The 21,252-nt window shown below is 51.2% G+C and carries 21 protein-coding genes and 1 pseudogene; 9 read left to right on the top strand and 13 right to left on the bottom strand.

The window, feature by feature from the left end:
• Positions 1 to 95 precede the first annotated feature (95 nt).
• The 12 genes from CI960_RS15380 to CI960_RS23460 all read right to left on the bottom strand — a co-directional run bounded on the left by CI960_RS15380 (position 96) and on the right by CI960_RS23460 (position 13,249).
• On the bottom strand, positions 96 to 512 hold the full coding sequence (locus CI960_RS15380; protein ID WP_048928706.1) for a hypothetical protein: 417 nt from the start codon (positions 510 to 512) through the stop codon (positions 96 to 98).
• A complete protein-coding gene (locus CI960_RS15375) occupies positions 509 to 1,855 on the bottom strand; it encodes a fimbrillin family protein (RefSeq protein ID WP_232520531.1) in 1,347 nt (448 codons plus the stop codon). Before CI960_RS15375 ends, CI960_RS15380 begins: the two co-directional genes overlap by 4 nt.
• Positions 1,856 to 1,907: 52 nt before the next feature.
• Positions 1,908 to 3,887: a fimbrillin family protein gene (locus tag CI960_RS15370; RefSeq protein WP_232520530.1), complete on the bottom strand. Its 1,980-nt coding sequence runs from the start codon at positions 3,885 to 3,887 to the stop codon at positions 1,908 to 1,910.
• A gap of 39 nt (positions 3,888 to 3,926) precedes the next feature.
• Complete coding sequence (locus tag CI960_RS15365) at positions 3,927 to 5,024, bottom strand: fimbrillin family protein (protein ID WP_048928711.1); 1,098 nt, start codon at positions 5,022 to 5,024, stop codon at positions 3,927 to 3,929.
• 157 nt (positions 5,025 to 5,181) lie between these two features.
• Positions 5,182 to 6,294, bottom strand: coding sequence for a fimbrillin family protein (locus tag CI960_RS15360; RefSeq protein WP_048928712.1), 1,113 nt, complete (start codon positions 6,292 to 6,294; stop codon positions 5,182 to 5,184).
• A gap of 80 nt (positions 6,295 to 6,374) precedes the next feature.
• Entirely contained in the window at positions 6,375 to 7,556 is a 1,182-nt protein-coding gene (locus tag CI960_RS15355) for a fimbrillin family protein (protein ID WP_048928713.1), read from the bottom strand.
• 40 nt (positions 7,557 to 7,596) lie between these two features.
• Positions 7,597 to 8,577, bottom strand: a complete 981-nt coding sequence (locus CI960_RS15350; RefSeq protein ID WP_048928714.1) for a DUF5119 domain-containing protein — start codon at positions 8,575 to 8,577, stop codon at positions 7,597 to 7,599.
• Positions 8,574 to 9,905, bottom strand: a complete 1,332-nt coding sequence (locus CI960_RS15345) for a DUF3575 domain-containing protein (RefSeq protein WP_094582425.1) — start codon at positions 9,903 to 9,905, stop codon at positions 8,574 to 8,576. Before CI960_RS15345 ends, CI960_RS15350 begins: the two co-directional genes overlap by 4 nt.
• A 51-nt stretch (positions 9,906 to 9,956) precedes the next feature.
• Positions 9,957 to 10,439 (bottom strand): Rrf2 family transcriptional regulator, encoded by a 483-nt coding sequence (locus CI960_RS23965; protein ID WP_094582423.1) that lies wholly within the window; start codon positions 10,437 to 10,439, stop codon positions 9,957 to 9,959.
• Between the two features lie 270 nt (positions 10,440 to 10,709).
• Positions 10,710 to 11,954: a tyrosine-type recombinase/integrase gene (locus CI960_RS15335; protein ID WP_094582421.1), complete on the bottom strand. Its 1,245-nt coding sequence runs from the start codon at positions 11,952 to 11,954 to the stop codon at positions 10,710 to 10,712.
• 441 nt (positions 11,955 to 12,395) lie between these two features.
• Positions 12,396 to 12,527 (bottom strand): hypothetical protein, encoded by a 132-nt coding sequence (locus CI960_RS23780; RefSeq protein WP_255352154.1) that lies wholly within the window; start codon positions 12,525 to 12,527, stop codon positions 12,396 to 12,398.
• A 548-nt stretch (positions 12,528 to 13,075) separates the two neighbouring features.
• The gene (locus CI960_RS23460) at positions 13,076 to 13,249 is read right to left on the bottom strand and encodes a hypothetical protein (RefSeq protein WP_164674624.1); all 174 of its coding nucleotides are present in this window, start codon (positions 13,247 to 13,249) and stop codon (positions 13,076 to 13,078) included.
• A 121-nt stretch (positions 13,250 to 13,370) separates the two neighbouring features.
• Here CI960_RS23460 and CI960_RS15315 point away from each other — a divergent pair, with 121 nt between their 5' ends.
• The 7 genes from CI960_RS15315 to CI960_RS15285 all read left to right on the top strand — a co-directional run bounded on the left by CI960_RS15315 (position 13,371) and on the right by CI960_RS15285 (position 18,146).
• The gene (locus CI960_RS15315) at positions 13,371 to 13,787 is read left to right on the top strand and encodes a DUF3408 domain-containing protein (protein WP_048928717.1); all 417 of its coding nucleotides are present in this window, start codon (positions 13,371 to 13,373) and stop codon (positions 13,785 to 13,787) included.
• A gap of 25 nt (positions 13,788 to 13,812) precedes the next feature.
• Positions 13,813 to 14,199 carry a DUF3408 domain-containing protein gene (locus tag CI960_RS15310; protein ID WP_048928718.1) on the top strand — a complete coding sequence of 129 codons (387 nt, stop codon included), beginning with the start codon at positions 13,813 to 13,815 and terminating at the stop codon, positions 14,197 to 14,199.
• A gap of 95 nt (positions 14,200 to 14,294) precedes the next feature.
• Positions 14,295 to 15,083, top strand: coding sequence for a ParA family protein (locus tag CI960_RS15305; protein ID WP_094582419.1), 789 nt, complete (start codon positions 14,295 to 14,297; stop codon positions 15,081 to 15,083).
• A gap of 143 nt (positions 15,084 to 15,226) precedes the next feature.
• Entirely contained in the window at positions 15,227 to 16,156 is a 930-nt protein-coding gene (locus CI960_RS15300) for an amidoligase family protein (protein WP_048928720.1), read from the top strand.
• Positions 16,153 to 16,386, top strand: a complete 234-nt coding sequence (locus tag CI960_RS15295; RefSeq protein WP_008766505.1) for a hypothetical protein — start codon at positions 16,153 to 16,155, stop codon at positions 16,384 to 16,386. Before CI960_RS15300 ends, CI960_RS15295 begins: the two co-directional genes overlap by 4 nt.
• Positions 16,387 to 16,682: 296 nt before the next feature.
• Positions 16,683 to 17,483: a ParA family protein gene (locus CI960_RS15290; protein ID WP_022185864.1), complete on the top strand. Its 801-nt coding sequence runs from the start codon at positions 16,683 to 16,685 to the stop codon at positions 17,481 to 17,483.
• A 6-nt stretch (positions 17,484 to 17,489) separates the two neighbouring features.
• Positions 17,490 to 18,146 (top strand): hypothetical protein, encoded by a 657-nt coding sequence (locus CI960_RS15285; protein WP_008766503.1) that lies wholly within the window; start codon positions 17,490 to 17,492, stop codon positions 18,144 to 18,146.
• Positions 18,147 to 18,666: 520 nt separating this feature from the next.
• Here the strand turns inward: CI960_RS15285 and CI960_RS23960 are convergent.
• A complete protein-coding gene (locus tag CI960_RS23960) occupies positions 18,667 to 18,900 on the bottom strand; it encodes a hypothetical protein (RefSeq protein ID WP_157740128.1) in 234 nt (77 codons plus the stop codon).
• Here CI960_RS23960 and CI960_RS15280 point away from each other — a divergent pair.
• Both CI960_RS15280 and ltrA read left to right on the top strand, forming a co-directional pair.
• Positions 18,854 to 18,967, top strand: a pseudogene (locus CI960_RS15280) (DUF4134 family protein); the annotation flags it as partial. The gene CI960_RS23960 and the pseudogene CI960_RS15280 sit on opposite strands and share 47 nt — an antisense overlap.
• Before the next feature lie 634 nt (positions 18,968 to 19,601).
• Positions 19,602 to 21,251, top strand: coding sequence for a group II intron reverse transcriptase/maturase (ltrA, locus tag CI960_RS15270; protein ID WP_022185865.1), 1,650 nt, complete (start codon positions 19,602 to 19,604; stop codon positions 21,249 to 21,251).
• Position 21,252: the final 1 nt, after the last annotated feature.

Genomic DNA, 21,252 nt, shown 5'->3' with positions numbered 1-21,252 from the left:
TTTAATCATAAAGAAGGCCCCAGGATGCCCGAACACAACTTAAACAGACAGCAGCCCACGCTTGTAGTAGCTGTATAGGAGCCAGCCCTGTTCCTTTAGCAGAACCAGCTCCGGTCGATGGCCGGCAGCTTCTTTTTCCAATACCATTTGCTCCATGCAAAGCGTTTTCTCACTACAAAGTAGCTTACTTCCTCGCTTTCCTTTTCTGCCTCGTAGTCAAATGCCGAATGGCCGACAGCCAACTGTTCCGCCCAATAGAGGATGTAATATATGAACAGTGGCAGGACGGCAAGTCCCCAGCACACCTGCCAGCCCAGAAGCAGGGACGGCAGTAGTGACGCAAGGAAGCATTCTGTATACTGGCGGCGGTGGATGCTCATCTCCATTTCCTCCCAAATTCCTTTCTCTCCGTAGGGGAGGGCGGTCAAGGTAATGATCGGGAGGGTCACGTAATCGTAGGGATTCAGCCGGCCTTGGAGCAGACGGGCGATTTTGCTGTCATAGATGATCATAGCTCTTTAGTTATTGGTGTTTCATGCAGTTTTACCAGTCCCTTTCGGCACGGATGAACGTACCTTGATAGCTGTAGTACAGTTCCCAGCCGGGGATGTCTATCTCGTAACCGCCCGGTTGTTTCTCCACCTTGTAAGGTACGGCATCGGGGTAACGGGCGGTGATGTCCGTCGCGATGGATTGCTAAGATTTCACCCGTAGTCCCGGCAGTAGTTGCGGACGCACTCAAGAAGAAAGCCACCTGATCCGTCAGGGTTTCATCCGTAAAGGCAACGAACTTGTCGTTGGTGGTAACCAGCGACACAAAATTGTTCGAGATGTGGTAGGTATAGGTCTTGCCCATTTCCCATTTCGTGCCTCCAATGGATGCGCCCACCGTAAAGTCGGCAGTTCCGTCATTCAGCACCACCTCGATCTTCGCGTCGTCGGACAATGTCTGCGGCATCATGAAGAGGGTCTCGCCTTTGCCATCCTCCGTAATGGCTCCACCGTTTCCTGCCACCACTTTGTTTAAACGTAGGGTAAAGGCTTGCGTGTCATCAGTCAATGTCCATGCGTCCGTTCCTAACGTGTAAGTACCTTTGTAGCGCACGCCATCCAGCTTGATGGACTTCACCACGCAGTTGGGTAGGTCATCCCCTGCCACGAACTTCACTGCCGAGAGGGCGTGGTTGAACGTCAGGTCGGTGGTGGCGAAACCGTCTGCCGTCGGATTATCCTTTCCGATGGCTGCAGCACTCATCACGTCCTGTTGCTTCTTCACGTCATCGGGCACGGTATAGGTTATCACAGGTGCGCCAACATCGGTATTGCCAGTGAGCGTCATGCCGTCCGCCGCACTGGGGAACCATGCGTAGAAGCTCAACTGCTTCTTGCCGGGCCAATAGTATGTCCCCGTGGGATACCAACGGCCTTCGTCCTTATTCAAGGTGACCGTCTCGTTGTACATGAAGTCGGGCGTGCCGGTGGCATCGGTATAGGCCGATAAGGCAAAGGTCTCCATATCCGTCTTGTTGGTCTCGGAGATTTGCGTGCCGCGCGTCATCGGACGGTTGTCGCCGGGAAATCCGTCCGTCACTTCTGCGGTAAGGTAGACGGTCTTCCCGTTCACCTTGCCTTCCATCTCAATGGGTTTCAGCTCGTACGTGCTCTCCCCTAAACCGGAAGCCGCACGGGTGCCGGCTGTCGGTTTCCATGCGTTCGTGCCTCCCATGCTTACGGCGAAGCTCAAACGCTGGTCTCCCTTTCCCGGGTGAGTACCGTTCTCCACCTCGTCCGAACAGGCGGAGAATACTGCCAGCGCGATGAGAGAAAGGTTCATTAGTTTATTCCTGTAGTTCATATCTTGTCTTTTTTATTGTTCAAACTGTTATTGATCTTGCCTTGCCTGTTTCTCAATTTGAGACCTTTTCAATGGAGTAGTAGCCGAACTTGTTATTCTTGATGGTGTAGTGACCGGGATAGCGGAAAGTAGAACTACTATAGTCATACGCTTGGTCATATCCCCAGTTACCCATGGCAGTGCTTTGCCAAACAGACAAATCCGTACCCATGTCGTCTACGTGAGTCTTCACATTATAGTTGTCTTTGGTCACCGTCCATGTGCTACCTACTGGATAGTAAGTTCCACCCCAAGTCATGAAGTTCTTTTCATCGAAAGTTGAACCGCCATAGTTCTCCAAGGTGATTCTGGAAAGGTTCACCACGATGGTCGAACCGTCAGCTTTGGCTCTGCGGATACCGAAGTAAGTGAAGACGGCCGGATCGCCATCATAAGAAGTTCCTCCAGTTCTTGTCGCTACCAGTTCGCGGCTATATGTCACATCGGCACCTACCACCTTGGCTATGGCCGTGGCAAAGTCGGCATTATCGGGCAAGGTGGGCGTATCGGTGGTCATCAAGTCGTGGCAACTCATAGACCCTTGGGACAGTTTGTACCAGATGTCACTTCCTGTCGGATATTCCACCATCAGACTGGAAGTCAGCGTCACCTCTTTCTCTACCGTCTTTCCCGGTTTGGAAGGGAACGTAAACGTGAGCTTCACCTTGCCCTTGCGCGTCTCAGTGTCGGTCGGTTGGATGGTTTCAAGGGTGAGTTTCGCGTTTTCATTATCGAAACTGTCCGACTGCACTCCGCTGGTGCTACCTTTCAGCGTCGGCTTGCACAAGGCCGGTGCGGCGCTGCCGGTGATGCCGTTCGGGTCGCTCAGTGTACACTCCCAGTCACAGTTGCTCTTCACATAAATCACAGCGTCGGCACCCGAAGCCACGAAGACATCCTTGTTCAATTCCAACTCGACATTCTGGTCGAGCGAGATATTATATGTAACCGTTGTTGTCAGATTCCAAACTGACGAACCATAAGCATTGGCAAGATCCTTCAGTTTGGCACCGATGGTCTGCTCCACGCCATTCATCTCCAACGTCACTTCCAAACGGGCTTCGCTGTCATCTCCAAATGTCTGCGGCATCATGAAGAAAGTCTCGCCCTTTCCCGTGAGTTCGGTCTCGGTATTCTCGGCTACCTCCTTTCCATTGGGAAAGTCCAAGGTGAAGTCTCTGGTGTCAGCATCCGGATTCCAAGATAATATAATGCTGTTATGTGCTTGCCAGTTATGATAGCCTTTGTATTTCACTCCTTTCAGGGAGATGGACTTGACGGTGCAGGCAGGGATGTTGTTGCTCGTCTTGAACTTCACCGCCGTAAGCATGTGCCTGAAAAAAATCGGCACGCTCGATGTCTCGCTCACTTCATAGCTGTTGGCCATCATAAAGTCCTCTTGGTCGGCTACCTGTTCGGGTATCTCGTAGAACAGCTTTGTATCCTTGACATTGTTGTCTTTCGGGATGGTCAGGTTCTTCGAGTTGTAAGGATACCAAGCGAAAAAAGTCAGTTTCTTGCCGGTAGGCCAGTAATACGGCGTTCCGGTAGTCCATGTGGAAGAGGCGTTGTCTTTCGCCACCTTCACGTTGTACATCACATCCAACGTCTCGGGTTCAAAAGCGTTAGCATCTAAAACAGTGGCCGACACGCTAAATTCATCCACCTGTGCGACCCCCGTCACCTGCGTGCCCCGTGTCAAGGGTTGGTCATCGCCCGGGAAACCGTCGGAGACTTCGGCGGTGAGGTAGACAGTTTTCCCGTCCAGTTTGCCCTGCATCTCCACGGAGCTGGTTTCGTATGATTCGGTGGTACCAGAGCGACTCCCGTCCGCCCGTGTCCGGGCATCAGGGGCTGCCGTGCCCACGGCAAAGGTGATGCGGTGGTCGCCTGTGCCCGAGTCACGGCCTCCGTTCTCCACCTCGTCCGTACAGGCAGAGAACATCGCCAATAGGATGAGCGAGAGACTCATCAGTTTGTTCTTGTAGTTCATATCTGTCATTCGTTTTTTATTCGTAATTCGTTTTCTGTCTTACAGGTTCACGTCCTGATGGCGAACCGCCCAGCCGTTCACCGTCACCGTGAAGTGGATGGGTTGTCCCAGTATCGGTTCGCCGGGATCGGGGCCGTCGGGGGGCGTTACCCCTGCGCCGTTACTCAAGTCGAGTGTGTAGACGAACTTGTCGCCTGGCTGCCAGAGGTTCTTCTTGCTCTCCGCGTGGCCTCCGATGGACACTGCCGCCCAGCCGTATTCACCCTCGGCGGAGGGATAGACCTGTCTACCCGCTTCAGTGGTTATCTTCAACAGCAGGGCGATATAGGAACCGTTCTTTTTGTTTTCCTTGTCGTCTTTCGTGTCCCATGCCGTAAGTTGTTGCGGAAGGAGCATCGCCGTGCCACTGTCGTCCATCAGTCCTTTCGCGTCAGACGTGAGGCGTATCGGATCTGTCAGCTCTGCGGTGGCATAGGAGGCGTAGCTTCCGTCCTTCAGTGTCCAGCTGCCGTTGGCATTTGTTTCCGAAGGGAACGTGTAGTCGCCCGTGGAATGGACGGAACCGATGCGTACCGCCTTCACGTCGTAGCGGTAGGTCGCATTGGTGTTCTTGGCACGTACCTCTACCTGCGTGAGCACATGGCGCAACTCTATCTCCGTCTTGGCGGCATTGTTCCTATCGCCCGAGGCATAACCTGCCAGCAGGTCTTTTTGTCCGGTGATGTCCGCTGCCGGACTGAAGCCGGTCACTTTCAGTTCACCGGGCTTGTCACCCTCATAGGTGCCTCCCCAGTCCGCGGCTGCGGGACAGGCGGCCACAAAGCGCAGCTCGCTGCCGTCGTCCGGCCAATACTTCAAGGGGTCGGACGTCCAGTCGTTCTCCGTGCCCGCCTCGTACGTGAACAGCAAGCTCCGGAACCCATACTTCTCCTCATTGTCGGCCGTGGCGAACGCCGACACGCTGAAGCCGGTGGCTTTCAGCCCGGCGAGGTCAGCGGAGAGGGCACGGGTGTTCATATCCACCGCCATACGGAAACGGATGCCTTTCCCGGAAGCCACCTGCACCGTGTCGTCGTTGGAGCACGAGGCAAGAAGCAAGGCCGCTGCCGCCAATACATGAATCGCTTTATTTGCCATAGTTATTCTTTTTTTAGATTGTCTTTTCTGTGTGACCGGAAAGGGACATTCAACCCCGTCCGGCCTGGGGTGCACTTCCTGCCTTGGCTGAGTGTGCGGACAGCCACCGGGCGGAAGTGCGGTTTGGTTATTGATTTTTGATTAAATGGATATCGGATTACATATTGATATCGTTATCGGTGGGATTCCAAGGAGTAACCGTAACGGTGAACTTGATCGGGTCACCTAAAATCTTGTCTCCCTTGTCCGGGTCTTTTCCGTCCGGTTGCGGTTTAACGTCTGGTCCGGGGGTTACAGGGTCAACACGTCCGGCACCGTTGGTGAAGTCCAAAGTATAGACATACTTGTTGCCCTTTTCCCAAGTGAATGAAGCAGGAACGGCAGCCCAACCGTAAGTATCATCACCTTCAGCAGGGAAAACATTTTCAGTACCTTTCTTGATTTTCAACAGTACAGAGATGTATGTACCTTTGTTGGTATTTGTCTTGTCGACATCAACATCCCAAGCCGTAGTAGCTCCCTGCGGAAGCAGCATGGCATTGTCACTGTAGTCAGTGCCATTATCCTGCTTTCGTTCCATGATGCTTTGGGCAGTACCATTCAAAGTTACCGGAGTAGCATACTTCACTTCATAAATCTGGTCGTTTGCAGCGTTGTTGCTCCACGTACCATTTACGACATTGAAGTCGGCCTCTCCGTCAACATTTGAGATACGGATACCTTTCACCTGGTATGTGTAGACCGTATTGTCGCTCTTTGCAGAGATTTGGATCTGGGAAAGGGCGTGTTCCAATGTCAACTGAACACCGTTCGTTTCATTGGTAGCCTTGGTTCCGGTCGCGCCTGTAACATATACCATGTCTTTTTGGTCAGCTACTGTACTTTCAATCTTCACACCACCCACGTTGATGTTATTCTTGTCCGTGATGTTTTTCGTTCCAGTCCAGTTGTCAGAGAAAGCGGTGAAGCTCAATACTTCACTTTCGTCTTTCGGCCAGAATTTTGAAACGGCAGAATTAAATACACCACCAGCCTTTACATAATCAACCTCATCAGTAAAACCATCGTACTTGTCTCCATTCTTATTCCAAAAGGCTGTAACCTTAAGGGCACTCAGGTTTGTTGTTGTCACTTCGGAAGCACGTGTGTTCAGTCCGGTCACGGCACGGAAACTGATGCCTTTCTGCTGTGCCATTTCCACAGTCTCGTCATTGGAACATGATGCCAGCGCCAAAGCGGCCGCTGCGCACAAATAAATTGCTTTGTTCATAATTGAAAAAAAATCAAAATTTAAAAAATGAATAATTAAAAAAATATTTGATTGATAATCTTTTGTCTCACTTTACGCACTCATTTCAGGGGAGCGTCCTTCTTGTCGTCCGTCCAGCCGTCCACCGTGACATCGAACTTTTCCGGGTCTTTCAGATCCACGTTCTTGTCATCGGTGCCCCACTCGCTGACCGTCACGCCGAAGCGTATCTTGCCACCCAGAATGGGTACCGCATAGTCAGGATCTTTGCTTGCATCCCAGTCAGGACCTGGGTCTAAAGGATCCACCATTCCTGCACCGTTGCTGAAGTCAAGCGTATAGACGAACTTCTTGCCCTGTTGCTTTTCCCAATAGTATCCCACAGGAACAGTAGCCCATGCGTAACCACCTTCCTTGTCTGGATAGACAGATGCTCCGGCTTTCATCCGGATGTTTATCAAGACAGAAAAAAAACCACCGTCTGTAAGAGTATAACCGGGTTTATGCGGTTGCACACTGGCCGTAAGCGTACCCTCTGGTTTATTCAGCTTCATGCTTCCATCCCAAGCCTCCAACTTGTACGGAATCAGCATGGCATTACCAGCCGTTCCCATGATAGATTGGGGTTGGGATGTCAATTCTATGGGAGTGTCGTAAGTGATTTCAAAAGTCGCCTCGCCTTTTGCTGTCCCCCATTGCTCGTTCTTCATGTCGAAGTCGGCAGTGGTTGCAACACGGTTGATTCGGATGCCTTTCACCTTATACACATAGTTAGCGTTCTCGTTCTTTGCATTGAGCTGAACTTGTACAAGCGCGTGCTTCATCTCCAGCGGTACGCCCACTTTTCCGTTCGCGGCTTTCGTTCCTATCACGTTGGATACATAGGTCATATCTTCCTGCTTGGCAATATCATCGTTGATGGTGACATTTCTCATCCATTGCTCCGTAGAGCTGCTGAAATCACGGGTACTGCTCCAGTTGCCTGAAAGTACGGTGAAAGTCAATTCGCCGGTTTCCGGCCAATAATAAGGCTTGGCAGAGTTGAAGAAGCCCGTACCGTCCTTTTGGAATATGACATTGTCAAAGAATAGGTCTGTTCCTTGATAGGCCGTCACGCAGAGGGTATTCAAATTACTAACGTCAGCCACCACGCCACGGGTATTCGCACCTATTATACTGCGAAAACTGATGGCATTCTCCTTCGCCAGTTCCACTGTCTCATCGTTGGAACACGAAGCCAGCATCATTGCTACCGCCGCACATATATAAATCGATTTGTTCATATACTTGTCTTTTTACTTTTCTGTTCTACTTGTTCTCTGCTTAGCTCATCGGCAGGCTGATGTGCACTTCCTCCCAGTCCTTCACGGAAGGCTGCAGACCTCCGCCGCCGGTGATGGGCTTCGGGAGCGGCAGCTTGTCTATCACGATGACGATGTGTGTCGGGTCCTGCGCCGCATCGTGCAGCTGGTCGGTCACGTCCGCCTCGAAATAATAGGTGCTGCCGTCCGACATCAGCGCGTAAATCATCAGCTTGTGCACTCCGGCTTCCTTCGGGCAGTGGCCGAAGAAGGTCAGGTTGCCCGACAGCTGCGTCTTGTCCTCGTTGGCGCGTACCTCGAACGGGATGGTCACCTTCTCGGTTGTCAGCTCGTCAATTCCTGCCAGCCAGCCGCCAGCCATGCCCGTCAGCGATGCGCTAAGGGCACTTACGTGACGCAGGTTCTCCACGTTCCTGACCTCCACCGAGCAGGTGTTCACCCGTGGCTTCGGGGTCAGGACGATCCGCTTCACGCCGCTCGCAGGACCGATGTCCAACCGCTCGGCATGGTCGCTCCAGAGGGCCTCGGGTTCCATCACGCTGCGCTCCTCTTCCGCGCCGCGTGCCTTCGGTGCCGTTTCCGACCTCGTGGCCAGTGTCCCACGCAGTGAACGGGTGTTCCCCGTTGTCACTTGAAATGTCTCCATACGTTCCTTGTCAACTATGCGGTGCGTCTCCTTGTCGCTGTTTACGCAAAGGGCATCGTACATACCCTCCGGAACGACGATGGTACCGCCCTCACGCTTGGTGAACTCGTAACGCATCGGCTCGGAACCGTCCTCCGGATAGAGGTAAAGGCTCATCGTGGCAGGGTAGGCGTCGGGAGCTTCCGTCCAGTCGAACACCACCTCCACGCTCGCCGAGTGCGGATGGTCGTAACACAGATCCTTGTGCTCACAGGCCGTGAGCAGGGGCAACAGCATTACCGCCAGACATCCTGCGATTGCCTTGTGCAGTTCCTTGTATATCCGTATATGTATCATTTCGTACCTCCTTTCTTGCTGTTCTCGTTGCCGCGACCCAACAACCAGACGAGCGAGATTTCCGCCTTCGTCGGGCCGAACCAGCGGCGTCTCTTCGTTTCCTTGTATACATAGCAACCGTCCTCCGGCTCATATACTTTGTACTTGCCACCGCTGTAACCGACACCGATACCGAAGTCGATATTAAGCCTCTTGGCAACGGGCAGCGAATAGCCGTATTCCAATCCGAAACCGTAGTTAAAATCGCTCAGGTAGCCCTTGCCGCCCGTTTCGAAGTCGTAGGTCAGCCCCTGCGCGTACACGCCCACATGATGTCCTTGCAAAGGCTTCTCGGCCGCCTTACTTCCGAAGTACTTGCGCACTTCCAACTCACCGCCGTAGATGCGCCAATAGCGGTGCTTTGAATCCTTGCTCCACCATGCGTATATCCAGTCGCCGCCGACGCTCCAGCCACCACCGAGATAGACCTCCAGTCCCACGTTCGGAACAAGGGCTGCATCATAGAGCAGGTTCGTTTTGACCGCCATATAAAAAGGTCTCTTTTCCATTTCTTCGTTCGTGTTATCCTGCGGAATCGTCTCGTCCTCCTTGTTATAAAGCGTGGCGGTCGTTTCAAGCTCCTTCCCGGCGGTGTCCACCGTGTCATCGGGGTTCATCACATTGTCGACTGCCTGTTCGGGTGCCGGCTTCAATTCGGCCTGTGCCGATTCGGGTTTGGGCTTCACGCGCTCGATGCGTTCCATCTCGCACACCACGAGTGCACCGCTGCGTAAGCTATCGAAGAGGTTCTCTTTCATATATTGCCATGCGCGACCGCCGGCAAGGTTCATGAGCTGTCGTTTACGTCCGTCCACCACCTTGCCCTCGCGTACCACCCATTCGGGAGTGTCACGGATGATGGCGATTGCCTTGTCACGCCAAGGGGCATCGGTACGTCCGAGCTTTTCAGCCAGTTCGCTCCAGCCCTCTCCCTGCGGTTGGAGTGCAAAGATGCTGTCGGGCAGCGAAAGGTTGTCTTTTAAATAATCCCGTAAATCTTCACCGCGTTTCCGGGCGAGTTCCTTGTTGTACTTCGTGTTGCCATCGGGAGAGGCGGACGCTTGGATAAGGATGCGCCTGAGCACCACCGCCGGGTCGCCCCCAAGAGAACGGATGCTGTCGCCCAGTGCCGCAAGGTGCCGGTCGTTGTCCATGTAGGGAAGCTCCAGCCGTGCGCTTGCCGTGCGGTAGTAGATCGTGGTGCGGAGGCTGTCCGACACCATTTCCGCTTGGGCGTTCCCGGCAAGCAAGGCCGCCAGCAACAGGGACGGAATGAATCTTTTTTTCATATCGTTTCTTTTTAAATTTTAGTTCTCGTTTCTCATGCGTTATCGCCCGTTTTAAACCAAGTATTCTATCTTATTGGTTTGCAGTATTTTACCCCCCCCCCAGTAAGTTGGTAGAAATTCTTCAGTTGCGGCATGGTCTTCGAGCGAAACACCCGACAGCCGCGACCGAAGCTCGTCCAGTATGTCCCGGAACACTCCGCATACCCGACAGTTATCCGCTTCGCACTGGCACTGGACGTTCGGGAGTACCGTGCGGCAGCAGTCCATGCGGAAGGTTCCTTCCAGTGCGCGTACCACTTCCAGCATCGGTATTTCGGCAGGGTCGCGTGAGAGCATATATCCCGGCTTCGGCCCTCCGACACGTGAGTGCAGGATACCCGCCTGTACCAGTCGCAGCAACGCCGGTGAGAGGGCACGCACGTTGATGCGGTAACGCTCCGCTATCTCCGGTGCGTTGAGCCATACACCGTAGTGCCATCCCCATGCGAGATAGCGGCAGGCGATCAGCCCGTATCGTGTGGGGTTCGTCAGCATGACCCGCCCCTTTCCTTCGTCATTTGTTTCATTTTATCGTCTCCTTATGTTTTCTTGCCTATTTGCCGTACATTTGCGAATAGTACGGCAAATACAACGGTTCACCGTATTTGGATGGGAAAAAGAAACAGGATTTGCTTTCCTGTCTATTTTTTCGCTTTTCCATACATCTTGGTGGCACTTTAATGAGCGTCCCTTTCTTAGCAAGAAAGAGACATTACGGGAAATAAACTTATATAATTCTGTGATACAGGCGGTTGAAAATGTGTTTCACATCGCATGGAAAGAATAGAGGGCGGAAAGGCAGGAAGAAATATCAGGTGAAACAGAGAAAAAAGCGGAAGAAAATTTGCTGCAAATGTATGAAATATATACCTTTGCAGCGAAAAATATTACGGTGTTCACGTGACACGAAACGAATGTCTCTTTCTTGCTAAGAAAGGGACATTTTTCGTTTTCGGGAGTTTGGGAAACATGGGGATGTGTGTTCCCGTTTTCCATCGGTTGCGGTGAGCCGGATTCGGATTTTCGATGGCAACCGGACGGGATGTCCCTTTCCTTTCTTTTATGTTTGGGCTTCCGTAGCATACGGTCGTACATGCCGTCCACAGCAGTATCAACCTTCCGGCTACTGATACGGGAAAGGTAGATCTGCGTGGTACGTATCGAGGTGTGCCCCATGCACTGGCTGATCAGTTCCACAGGCTGGCTGTCTTCCAACATTAATGTTGCCCACGTGTGGCGCAGCACGTAGGTTGTAAGAGGTACGGAGAGTCCCACTTTCCGCCCTATCATACGGGCTGTACGATTGATTCGCCGCAAAGCGGATTCCTCCGGCAGCTCCTTTCCGGGACATCCTTTCCTTGCCTCGTGCAGGAAAGGGAAGACAAAGGGTGAATCTTCCAGGTGGTAACGTTCCATGATTTCTTCCAGTTCCGGCACTATCTCCACGTCAATAGACACGTCCGTCTTGCTGCGTCTATAACGGATATGCCCGTCCGTTACCATCCGCCACGTCAGTCCGTACACATCCTTGAACACCATCCCCCGTGCATAGAGGATGAACAGCAATACATCCAATGCCTCGCGCTGGTTCTCCGGTAATGTCTGCCTTAAGTCGGGCGAGAGCAGACGTTGCACCTCCTCTTTTCGGAGCGCACGTTTAGCAGGAAAGTATCCGCCGGTACGATGTCCGCCGAAAGGCTTCCCATCCGTGCCCTCGGAAGAAAGAGCCAACGCATGACCGTACACCGCCCGGAACGTACGCAGATAGAAGTCCGCCGTCTGAGGCTTGTCGGCATGACGCTTTTCCAACCATGCGGCATACTTGTCCGTCCAGCATTTTGTGATGTTTTCCATTGTCAGGCTTTCCCAACCATCACCGGCAAATTCCTTTACCTTATTTATACTGCTGCGGTAATTCTCCAGTGTCCGCACGCTACGTTGTCCTTTCAATGCTTCCAGTGTCCGATCCAACAATGGAGAAAGTAATGTTTCCTTTTTCCTGTCCATCATTATTCCTTGTTTTTTAGTTTACTATTTTTCGTATGATAATGGAAAAGAAGAAAAAAGAATTTTGATAATTGGGATATTTAACATTTCATTGTACGGACATGGCGATAGCCGCATCCATGATTTTACAGTCATGCGGTACAACCGGGAGACTGCAAGGCAGTTAATGGAAATTAACGGTTCCCCTTCAGGAACGTAAAATCACGATCCTGACAGTAAAAGAACAAACTAATATATTTATTTGAATAACCAGTAATGATAAATCAGGCGACTTCGGAGCTTAGGAAGCGGACGGTTTAGCGGCTTAATTGCCGTTAAACCGTCCGGTTTTCGTTTAACGAAAACACAACTTGCTGTCCGCAGGAGCGGACCACGTTTCTCCAATAATTATTGTGTATCAGCCAATTGCAAGGCTATTCCCCTGTGGTTTGCGGGGCATTTCCATCAGGTATTTGCCGGCTGCTCTCCCCATAAAAGGATGGATATCTCTCCATAACCATGTGACTTACGTCCATAATTCGGGGATGAGGAGGCGAATATACGGGAAATCAACTCTTTCCATACCTTATTCTCCATTAACGGATTGTTACTTCTACACTTCTGCAAATGGAGAACGGACATATAGCCGTGTACGATTTATGGTTTTCCTTCATTGTCTCCATTAACGGATTGCTACTTCTACACTTCTGCAGAACGGACATATAGCCGTGTATGACTTATGTTTTTTCTTCATTGTCTCCATTAATGGATTGCTACTTCTACACTTCTGCAAATGGAGAACGGGCATATAGCTGTGTATAACTTATGTTTTTTCTTCATTGTCTCCATTAACGGATTGCTACTTCTACACTTCTGCAAATGGAGAACGGGCATATAGCCGTGTATGACTTATTTTTTTTCTTCATTGTCTCCATTAATGGATTGCTACTTCTACACTTCTACAAATGGAGAACGAACATATAGCCGTGTACAACTTATGATTTTCCTTCATGTCTCCATTGATGGATTACCACTTCTACACTTCTGCAAATGGAGAACGGGCATGTAACCGTGTACGCCTTATGGCTTCTTTTCATCGTCTCCATTAATGGGTTACTACTTATACACTTCTGCAGACCGATAATTTAAGAATCCGTATCAGGACGGATGTGTGCTCCCACACCTGCCCATAAGGATTTAAAAGGACCGGTGGACAAGGAAACGGAATCCCGCCGCTTCTCCACGCCGCTACGGCAGCGGGCCTCTGACGTCACCTCCGCATAGGAATAACCGTTCGAACGCAGCGTCATGTGTATCATGACAATAACCGACTTTGGATGACTATAAGTGACAGGTGGTTCCGTCCTGTCCTCTTCTTCCTTTATTTTGTATTCCGATACAATACCAGTTGTGTAATTTAATAATTTAAGATTTTAAGATATGAACTCAGAAAAAGAAAAGAACCGGCTTTCCGATATCGTTCTCGAGAGGGTCGGACTCACGGGGAACCTTCTGTCAGATCCCGTTTCCCCATCCCCGGAACCGGCGATGAGGATGCCGGGGCATGAAAGGCCGGTGGGGGCAGGGAAAGTGACAGACCCGGAAGAATACAAGAGGAGGTTTCTGGTTCCCGCTCCCAAGGCCGCTGAATGGAAGACCGCATACATTGACGGGAGACTGCACCGCCGGATCGCCATGCTGGTCAGGGCCGCCGGTTGTGGCAGCATCTCCGGCTTTATCATCCGGCTGCTGGAGCTCCATATGGAGGAACACAGGGAGGATATCGCCGCCCTGCTCGGTGAGGTCTACCGTCCCTGGGATGAGGACGGACAGCCGGGAGGAACGGCCCGCCGATAAAACGTTGTCATCAAGAAGGCATATCATGACAGGAAAGAACGTAAAAGACCGGATGGGTCCCGGCGGGATGGACGCGGACCGCATCCGTGAGATCATGGGGGAAGCGCCTGCCTGTCCCCGGAAGGGACGTGGAACGTCCGGTAACGACATTATGCGGCCCGCAAGGAAAAACGGCCCCATACAGCCGTCCGTCTACGGGAAGGAATACCTGCATGGCATTGCGGGCGTGCAGCGCCGGTCGTTGCATATTCCCGCCGCCCTGCACCGGAAACTGTCCATTCTGGCGGGAGCCTCGAGAAACGGGAAGGTCACGCTGGAGGGGTTCATCAACCACCTTGTCTCGCGGCATCTGGAAGAATACAGGGAAACGGTGGACATGATTCTGGAGGAGTCCCTGCCCGGCCGGTCATAAAGGCCCGTTCCCCATGACAGGGGATCTCCCCCGGTGGGAGCATCGTTTTTTTTGTTTCTGAAACAATAGTGTTTAACATTTAATGAAAAAGAAGTATGATGAAAAAAGAAAAAGAGTTGTTGGTTGCCATTGCCAGCCAGAAGGGTGGCGTGGGAAAATCCGTCTTTACGGTACTGCTGGCCAGTGTCCTGCATTACCGCAAAGGTATGCGTGTGGCGGTTGTGGACTGTGACTCCCCGCAGCACAGCATCGCCCTGATGCGTGAGAGGGACATGGAGAGTGTCATGAAAAATGACGGCCTGAAGGTGAACCTGTACCGGCAGTACGAGAGAATCCGGAAGCCTGCCTATCCGGTCATCAAGAGCGACCCGGAAAAGGCGGTGGAAGACCTGCGGCGTTATATGGACGAAAAAGGGGAGACTTTCGATATCGTGCTCTTCGACCTTCCCGGAACGCTCCGCAGCGAGGGGGTGGTCCATACCGTCTCCGCGATGGACTATATCTTTGTCCCGCTCAAGGCGGACAACATCGTCATGCAGAGTTCCCTGCAGTTTGCCAAGGTGCTGGAGGAGGAGCTGATCGCCAAGGGGAACTGCAACCTGAAAGGGATCCGGCTGTTCTGGAACATGGTGGACAGGCGGGGCCGGAAGGACTTGTATGATGCCTGGAACCGTGTCATCCACAGGATGGGGCTGCGGCTGCTGTCTTCACACATCCCGAACACCCTCCGCTACAACAGGGAGGCGGATACTGTCTGCAAGGGTGTCTTCCGCTCCACGCTGTTCCCGCCCGATCCCCGTCAGGAGAAAGGCTCCGGCCTTCCTGAACTGGTGGAGGAGATATGCCCCGCCATCGGTCTGGAAAAATCCGACACCGACCGGTAGCGGATGTTAGGGTACAGACACCTTAAATAAGGACTTTTAGCCTAAGACAAAGTAAGCTAATAGCATGATAATAAGGCTCTTATAATTACGACTTCTCCTATAAAAGCATTACCTTAGCAGTATAATAAAGGAGGTAACAAATTATGAACGAGCAAGTTAGAAGCATTTTAGCACAAGAAACAACAAAGACAAGCAAGATCCGGCAGCTGTTCCTTTTGGGAGTTCCCCGTGCGGAAATCGCAAGAATGGTGACTAACGGCAATTACGGTTTTGTAGTGAACGCCCTGCGCCGGATGAGTGAGCGTGAGAGCGGTCTGAATACCCATCCGGCGACAGTCGCACTGGATTACACTTTCAACCGCAAGTTCGGTATCGAGATCGAGGCTTACAACTGCTCCCGTGAACGGCTCGCCCGCGAGCTTAGGGAAGCCGGTATCGAGGTTACGGTAGAAGGCTACAACCATACCACCTGTCCGCATTGGAAGCTCGTGACGGACAGCAGTCTGAACGGTAACGACACCTTCGAGCTGGTCAGTCCTATCCTGGTCGGTGAAACCGGGTTATGGGAACTGGAGAAGGTCTGCTGGGTGCTTGACCTGTGTGACGTGAAAGTGAACGAGAGCTGCGGGCTTCACGTGCATATCGATGCCGCCGGTTTCAGCATGGCGACCTGGCGTAACCTGGCCCTGAGTTACAAACATCTGGAACCGGTCATCGACAGGTTCATGCCGGCATCCCGCAGGGATAACTACTATTGCAAGGGATTGGGCCATGTATCTGATGAGACGATACGCTCGGCCAGGACGGTGGACGAGCTGAAAAACAGAATCGGCAACCGTTACCACAAGGTGAATCTCGAAGCTTATTCACGGCACAAGACGGTCGAGTTCCGCCAGCATTCGGGAACGACCAACTTCACAAAAATGCGTAACTGGGTGCTGTTTCTCCATAAATTGGTTACCTTTGCCACAAGGGGACAGGTGCCCGCAGCCACCGCGCTCCGTGACATCCCTTTCCTGGACGATGAACAGAAACTATATTATAAACTGAGGACTAAAAAATTATCGGCATGAACAAGCATATGTATATTTTGGCGGACGGCGGCAGGATTGCCGCCTCCGACCCTTCCGAGTTTGTACGCGTCCTGCGTGAGGGCAGCTGGTTTGACAGCGGGTGCACCGACGGGGAGTACATGGTGAATTTCTCCGGGCGGTACAGGGAACTGCACGGGGTGACGGTGAGGACCGACACGCCGGAGCATTTCATGGACGACCTGAAAAAGTACGGTTATATCAAGGGTTGAGAAGCCCGCTCCTTTATTATTGCGATCCCCGCCGGTCTTGAAATGTGCCGGCGGGGATTTTTTCTTTTTCCATGGAACCGGATGTCCTCCATATCCTGTTTTCCAAAGGGAGGCTGGCTTCACGACTCCCTTCGGGAAAGCATTTTTTTCTTTTCACCGCCCCTTCCTCCATGACAAAAACTGACTATCCATGACAATACATGACAGGGTATTTGAGGTCATTCCGCTTGTTATTTCCTTTGTAGCATGAAACGGCAGGAAAGCTTGCCGGAAATAACCATAAAAAAGAAATGCACATGAAAAAAGAACCTTTGTTTATCGCATTTGCCAGCCAGAAGGGAGGAGTCGGCAAGACTGCCTTCACCGTGCTCACGGCCGGTATCCTGCGTTACCAGCGGGGATACAACGTTGCCGTGGTGGATTGTGACCCGCCCCAGCACAGTATCGGTCTGATGCGGGACCGTGACCTGGAATGCGTCAAGGAAAACGATTCCCTGAAAATGGCCCTTTACCGTCAGTACAAGCAAAAACCGCAAAAGGCCTATCCGATCATCAAAAGCGAGCCGGAGAACGCGGTGGAGAACTTTTACCGTTATATGAGAGAACAGGAGACAGAGTTCGATATCGTGCTGTTCGATCTGCCCCGCGCATTCCGCTACATGGGGATGATCCGTACCCTGGCCTTGATGCACCACATTTTCATTCCGCTAAAAGCGGACGATGCCGTGATGCAGAGCACACTGCAGTTTGCCTCTGTAATCCGGGAGGAACTGGTTTCCCATGAGGACTATCCCCTGAAAGGAATCCATCTTTTCTGGAACATGATCGACAAGCGGGAGGACAAAGGGACCTTCGAGGCGTGGAACAAAACCATATGTGACTCAAAACTGCACCTGATGACAACCTGCGTCCCGGAGACCAAACGTTACAATCGGGAAGCAAGCAGCATGCGAGGCGGCATTTTCCGTTCCACCTTGTTGTTACCCGACAACCGGCAGGTAAAAGGTTCGGGACTCATGGAGCTGGTGGATGAGATATGCGGTATCATCGGTCTTGCGGAAAAACAAGGGGAATCCCCCATGACAAACCTTATGTAGACCGGTATGGAGTACGCATTCATCCTTCTGTTCCTGTACGCCTCTTACCTGAGCGTAGAGAAGTACGTCCACACGGGCAGCGTCCTTAAATGGAGGGGCGGACAGCGTCCTGCCTCCGGTCTTCCGGTGAAGGAAGAACCGGCGAAACCACGGGAGGAAACGTCCGAGGAAGCTGTCATCGGTAGAAGCCGGTACCGGTTATGGCAATCCCCGCCTATGGACGAGGAATACGCGATGAGCGAAAAGCGGACGGATACGGCCATGAAAGGGAGAAAGGCACCCGTGCCCGAATTCCCCGCCCCTTTCGGAAGACCGGAGGACGGTGAGGTGCCAGAACGCTACGAGATCACCGGTTATGTGGAACGTCCCGATCCGCACCGCGCCAGAGGCGTGACCTTTGACGACATGGACCTGCTCTCCAGGTTCATGGCCACGGACCGCCTTTCGGAACCGGAACGGTCCCATGCCCGCCAGACACTGGAACGGCTGGAAGGGACCGACATGGAACGCATCCTGCAGGCCGGCATCCTGGGCAGCGACGAGACATTGAAACGGTACATGGAACTGTACGTGGACAGTGACAGGGAGCCGCCCCTGCTGGCGGGAAAGGACAGGGAAAGCATAATCAGAGATTTCGATATCATGGATTTCATACCCCGATAACCAATAATATTATAATGTATATGGAGAAGTATCATGATTCAAGCTGATCCGCTTCGCGGACATTTTCCCAAGAAAACAAAAGCCGCCGGGCGGCAAAGTCGGATTTAAAAGAAGGAGGTAACGATGACCGGATATTACGATTCGGGATGATCCCGGAATCCCGTCCCCGAAGAAAACTGACATTACGTTAAACAGGTAAAAAAAGAAGTATGACAAACGGATATTTCGACTCAGGATGATTTCCTCCGGTAGCGGAAAGGGAAAAAGGACCGGGACTGGTTCGTATATACAACCATCCAAAGAAAAAGTACAATGACAAACGGATATTATGACTCGGGATGATCCGGCGGACATCCCATTCTGAAGAGAGAATAACACGAGTGACGAACAATTAAGGAAGGAGGTAACTATGCGAGGTTATTATGATTCCGGCTGATGCCGGCAGTAAACATGTAGTTGCAAGGACAAGCCGCGGGCATCCGGCCTGCGGCCTGTTAAAAAAGAAAGTCTAACATTTTAATCATACAGGTATAAAAACAATGATACATTCAAGATCCCATTCATTTTTAAGATTCTCCCCTATGGGCAAAGTGACGGACGTATTTGTATCCCTTATCGGGCGCATACCGGCAAAAACGGTCTTCCTGCTGGCATGACTGGCCACATGAACAGCCCCCGCGTTCGCCGTCGGTGACGGGTCCGCCGGGCTGGTACAGGCCACGCAGATGGTGACCTCGTACTTTGATCCCGCCACCAAGCTGATCTATGCGGCCGGTGCGCTCTGCGGGCTTATCGGAGCCATAAAAGTGTATTCAAAGTTCGTGCGACGTGAAGTTGCATCAGTGATTGTGTAACATTTAGATTACACCTCCAGTTCCGTCTGGAGTAGCCTACGGACACATGCATCAGGAGTAATTCTTTTGTATGAAGCTGTCCCGACAAGGTAGCCTTTCCGAAAGGAGGAGACTGAACCGTGAGGGGATGTCAACGGCTGATAACATCATTCAGCACGAGGAGCTTGGCTTAGCGGTATGGTCAACGAAAATGAACTGTCCGATAAACATCGTAAAGTACAACAAGCCAAAGATGTTGAAAGGCTTGAGACCAAAAGGTTGGCAGTCGGTTGTCCTCTTGAATTTTGGGGATACACGGATATTAGCACTGCCGGTGGAATAGACAGGACCTAACCCGCTTATTTGTCACTGATGTAAAACACGGTAAGCCCGTATTTCTCCCATTTTTGAATGGGTAAGCAAGCCGTAAGGTAAGCCTACATGGGATGCGGGTATAGGATAGCGGAAAAAGCGAAAGCCTTTTTGTAATGGAAAGGATACGAGTTGAACCAATGTCATGGATTGACACCAGTAATATTACTCGGCGTGAAAACGAGCAGACTTCCGCTTATGGTAACTCTTTACAAGATAGTTTACAGAACTTTTAAAGAAAGGAAAGCAAATGAACGCAAAGAAATTGGCGTGTGCGCCCGAAGACATAGACATTCACGAACTCTGGTCAGAAATTGACTGGAACAAGTGCGAATGTTTCGTCCAAAAGCTGCAAGCACGTATTGTAAAGGCTCAGAGGGAAGGCAGATATAATAAGGTGAAAGCCTTGCAATGGATGCTGACCCACTCGTTTTATGCCAAAGCATTGGCAGTAAAACGGGTTACGACTAACAAAGGTAAATCTACTTCTGGTGTTGACAAGGAAATATGGTCATCACCGCTGGCGAAAGCCAAAGCCATACTCAGTCTTAAAAGACGTGGCTACTGTCCACAACCGCTAAGGCGAGTAAATATCGAAAAGAAGAACGGAAAATTACGTCCCTTGGGCATACCTACGATGAAAGACCGTGCTATGCAGGCTCTTTATCTGATGGCACTTGACCCGATAGCGGAAACTACTGGCGACAGTCATTCTTACGGTTTCCGTAAACATCGGTGTACCCATGATGCCATTGAGCAATGTCACATTGTCCTTTCTCGCTCGGTAGCTCCCGAATGGGTTCTTGAAGGAGACATTAAAGGATGCTTTGACCACATCAGCCACGACTGGCTCATCAACAATATTCCTATGGATAAGGAGATGCTTCGGAAATGGCTCAAATGCGGCTACGTATTCAACGATGAACTTTTCCCCACAGAGGAGGGAACTCCACAAGGCGGCATAATTTCTCCCACACTTGCGAACATGGCACTTGACGGATTACAAACTTTAGTGGAGCAGTGCATAAAGAAACACAAGGAAAACTATAAAACGATATACTCGAAAATACACCTTGTGCGATATGCGGACGACTTCATTATAACGGCAAAGGACAGAGAGACAATTGAAGAGGTCATTCTTCCGCTTGTACGCAAATTTCTTGCAGAACGTGGTCTGACGCTGTCGGAAGAAAAGACAAAAATTACACACATAGGTGAAGGTTTTGACTTCCTCGGCTTCAATATCCGAAAGTTCCGTAATAATACGTTGTTAACAAGACCGTCAAAAGATGCGCAAAAGAGATTTTGCGATAAAATCCGAAAAGTAATTGAATCCAATAAGTGTGTAAAACAGAAGTCGCTCATTATGATGTTGAATCCAATCATAAAAGGATGGGGCAATTATTATAAGTACGGAGCTTCCGGAGAAATATTCCAACGTATGGACTGGGAAATCTTCAAAAAGACATGGCAATGGGCACGACGCAGGCATGCACGAAAGGGTAAAGGTTGGGTAAGGAATAAGTATTTTCCGACCATCAACGGACGCTCATGGAGATTCACAACCGATATGGAAAAGAAGGATAAAATTGATTATCTGGAATTAACATACCTTTCTGCAATCCACCATGAAAAGTTCGTCAAGGTTCGGCACTATGCAAATCCTTATGACCCAGCGGACAAGTCTTATTACGAATGGCGTGAGACCTACCATATGAAGCAAACGCTGAAAGGCAGGCAATCACTAATAAACATTTGGAAACGACAGAATAAAGTATGCCCGATTTGTGGAGAACGTATAGACCGTGAACGACCTTGGAGCATCACCGAGCAAATTGTCGATGGACGAAAAGTGAGGACACTTGTACATACCAGTTGCAAACGTATAATTAAAAAGTAGA

This window comes from Parabacteroides sp. CT06, assembly GCF_002257605.1.
In the GTDB taxonomy this organism is placed as follows: domain Bacteria; phylum Bacteroidota; class Bacteroidia; order Bacteroidales; family Tannerellaceae; genus Parabacteroides; species Parabacteroides distasonis.
Note: the sequence above shows the minus strand (reverse complement) of the source record. Positions and strands in the feature narration are given on the sequence as shown.

Excerpts from the sequence above, each read along its gene's own strand:
- CI960_RS15375 (WP_232520531.1), bottom strand. The coding sequence starts at position 1,855 with ATGAACTACAGGAATAAACTAATGAACCTTTCTCTCATCGCGCTGGCA.
- CI960_RS15335 (WP_094582421.1), bottom strand. The coding sequence starts at position 11,954 with ATGATGGACAGGAAAAAGGAAACATTACTTTCTCCATTGTTGGATCGG.
- CI960_RS23460 (WP_164674624.1), bottom strand. The coding sequence starts at position 13,249 with ATGATACACATGACGCTGCGTTCGAACGGTTATTCCTATGCGGAGGTG.
- ltrA (WP_022185865.1), top strand. The coding sequence starts at position 19,602 with ATGAACGCAAAGAAATTGGCGTGTGCGCCCGAAGACATAGACATTCAC.
- CI960_RS15350 (WP_048928714.1), bottom strand. The coding sequence starts at position 8,577 with ATGATACATATACGGATATACAAGGAACTGCACAAGGCAATCGCAGGA.
- CI960_RS15315 (WP_048928717.1), top strand. The coding sequence starts at position 13,371 with ATGAACTCAGAAAAAGAAAAGAACCGGCTTTCCGATATCGTTCTCGAG.
- CI960_RS15365 (WP_048928711.1), bottom strand. The coding sequence starts at position 5,024 with ATGGCAAATAAAGCGATTCATGTATTGGCGGCAGCGGCCTTGCTTCTT.
- CI960_RS23965 (WP_094582423.1), bottom strand. The coding sequence starts at position 10,439 with ATGCTGACGAACCCCACACGATACGGGCTGATCGCCTGCCGCTATCTC.
- CI960_RS15360 (WP_048928712.1), bottom strand. The coding sequence starts at position 6,294 with ATGAACAAAGCAATTTATTTGTGCGCAGCGGCCGCTTTGGCGCTGGCA.
- CI960_RS23780 (WP_255352154.1), bottom strand. The coding sequence starts at position 12,527 with ATGGAGAATAAGGTATGGAAAGAGTTGATTTCCCGTATATTCGCCTCC.
- CI960_RS15295 (WP_008766505.1), top strand. The coding sequence starts at position 16,153 with ATGAACAAGCATATGTATATTTTGGCGGACGGCGGCAGGATTGCCGCC.
- CI960_RS15300 (WP_048928720.1), top strand. The coding sequence starts at position 15,227 with ATGAACGAGCAAGTTAGAAGCATTTTAGCACAAGAAACAACAAAGACA.
- CI960_RS15285 (WP_008766503.1), top strand. The coding sequence starts at position 17,490 with ATGGAGTACGCATTCATCCTTCTGTTCCTGTACGCCTCTTACCTGAGC.
- CI960_RS15310 (WP_048928718.1), top strand. The coding sequence starts at position 13,813 with ATGACAGGAAAGAACGTAAAAGACCGGATGGGTCCCGGCGGGATGGAC.
- CI960_RS15305 (WP_094582419.1), top strand. The coding sequence starts at position 14,295 with ATGATGAAAAAAGAAAAAGAGTTGTTGGTTGCCATTGCCAGCCAGAAG.
- CI960_RS15380 (WP_048928706.1), bottom strand. The coding sequence starts at position 512 with ATGATCATCTATGACAGCAAAATCGCCCGTCTGCTCCAAGGCCGGCTG.
- CI960_RS15290 (WP_022185864.1), top strand. The coding sequence starts at position 16,683 with ATGAAAAAAGAACCTTTGTTTATCGCATTTGCCAGCCAGAAGGGAGGA.
- CI960_RS15355 (WP_048928713.1), bottom strand. The coding sequence starts at position 7,556 with ATGAACAAATCGATTTATATATGTGCGGCGGTAGCAATGATGCTGGCT.
- CI960_RS15345 (WP_094582425.1), bottom strand. The coding sequence starts at position 9,905 with ATGAAAAAAAGATTCATTCCGTCCCTGTTGCTGGCGGCCTTGCTTGCC.
- CI960_RS15370 (WP_232520530.1), bottom strand. The coding sequence starts at position 3,887 with ATGAACTACAAGAACAAACTGATGAGTCTCTCGCTCATCCTATTGGCG.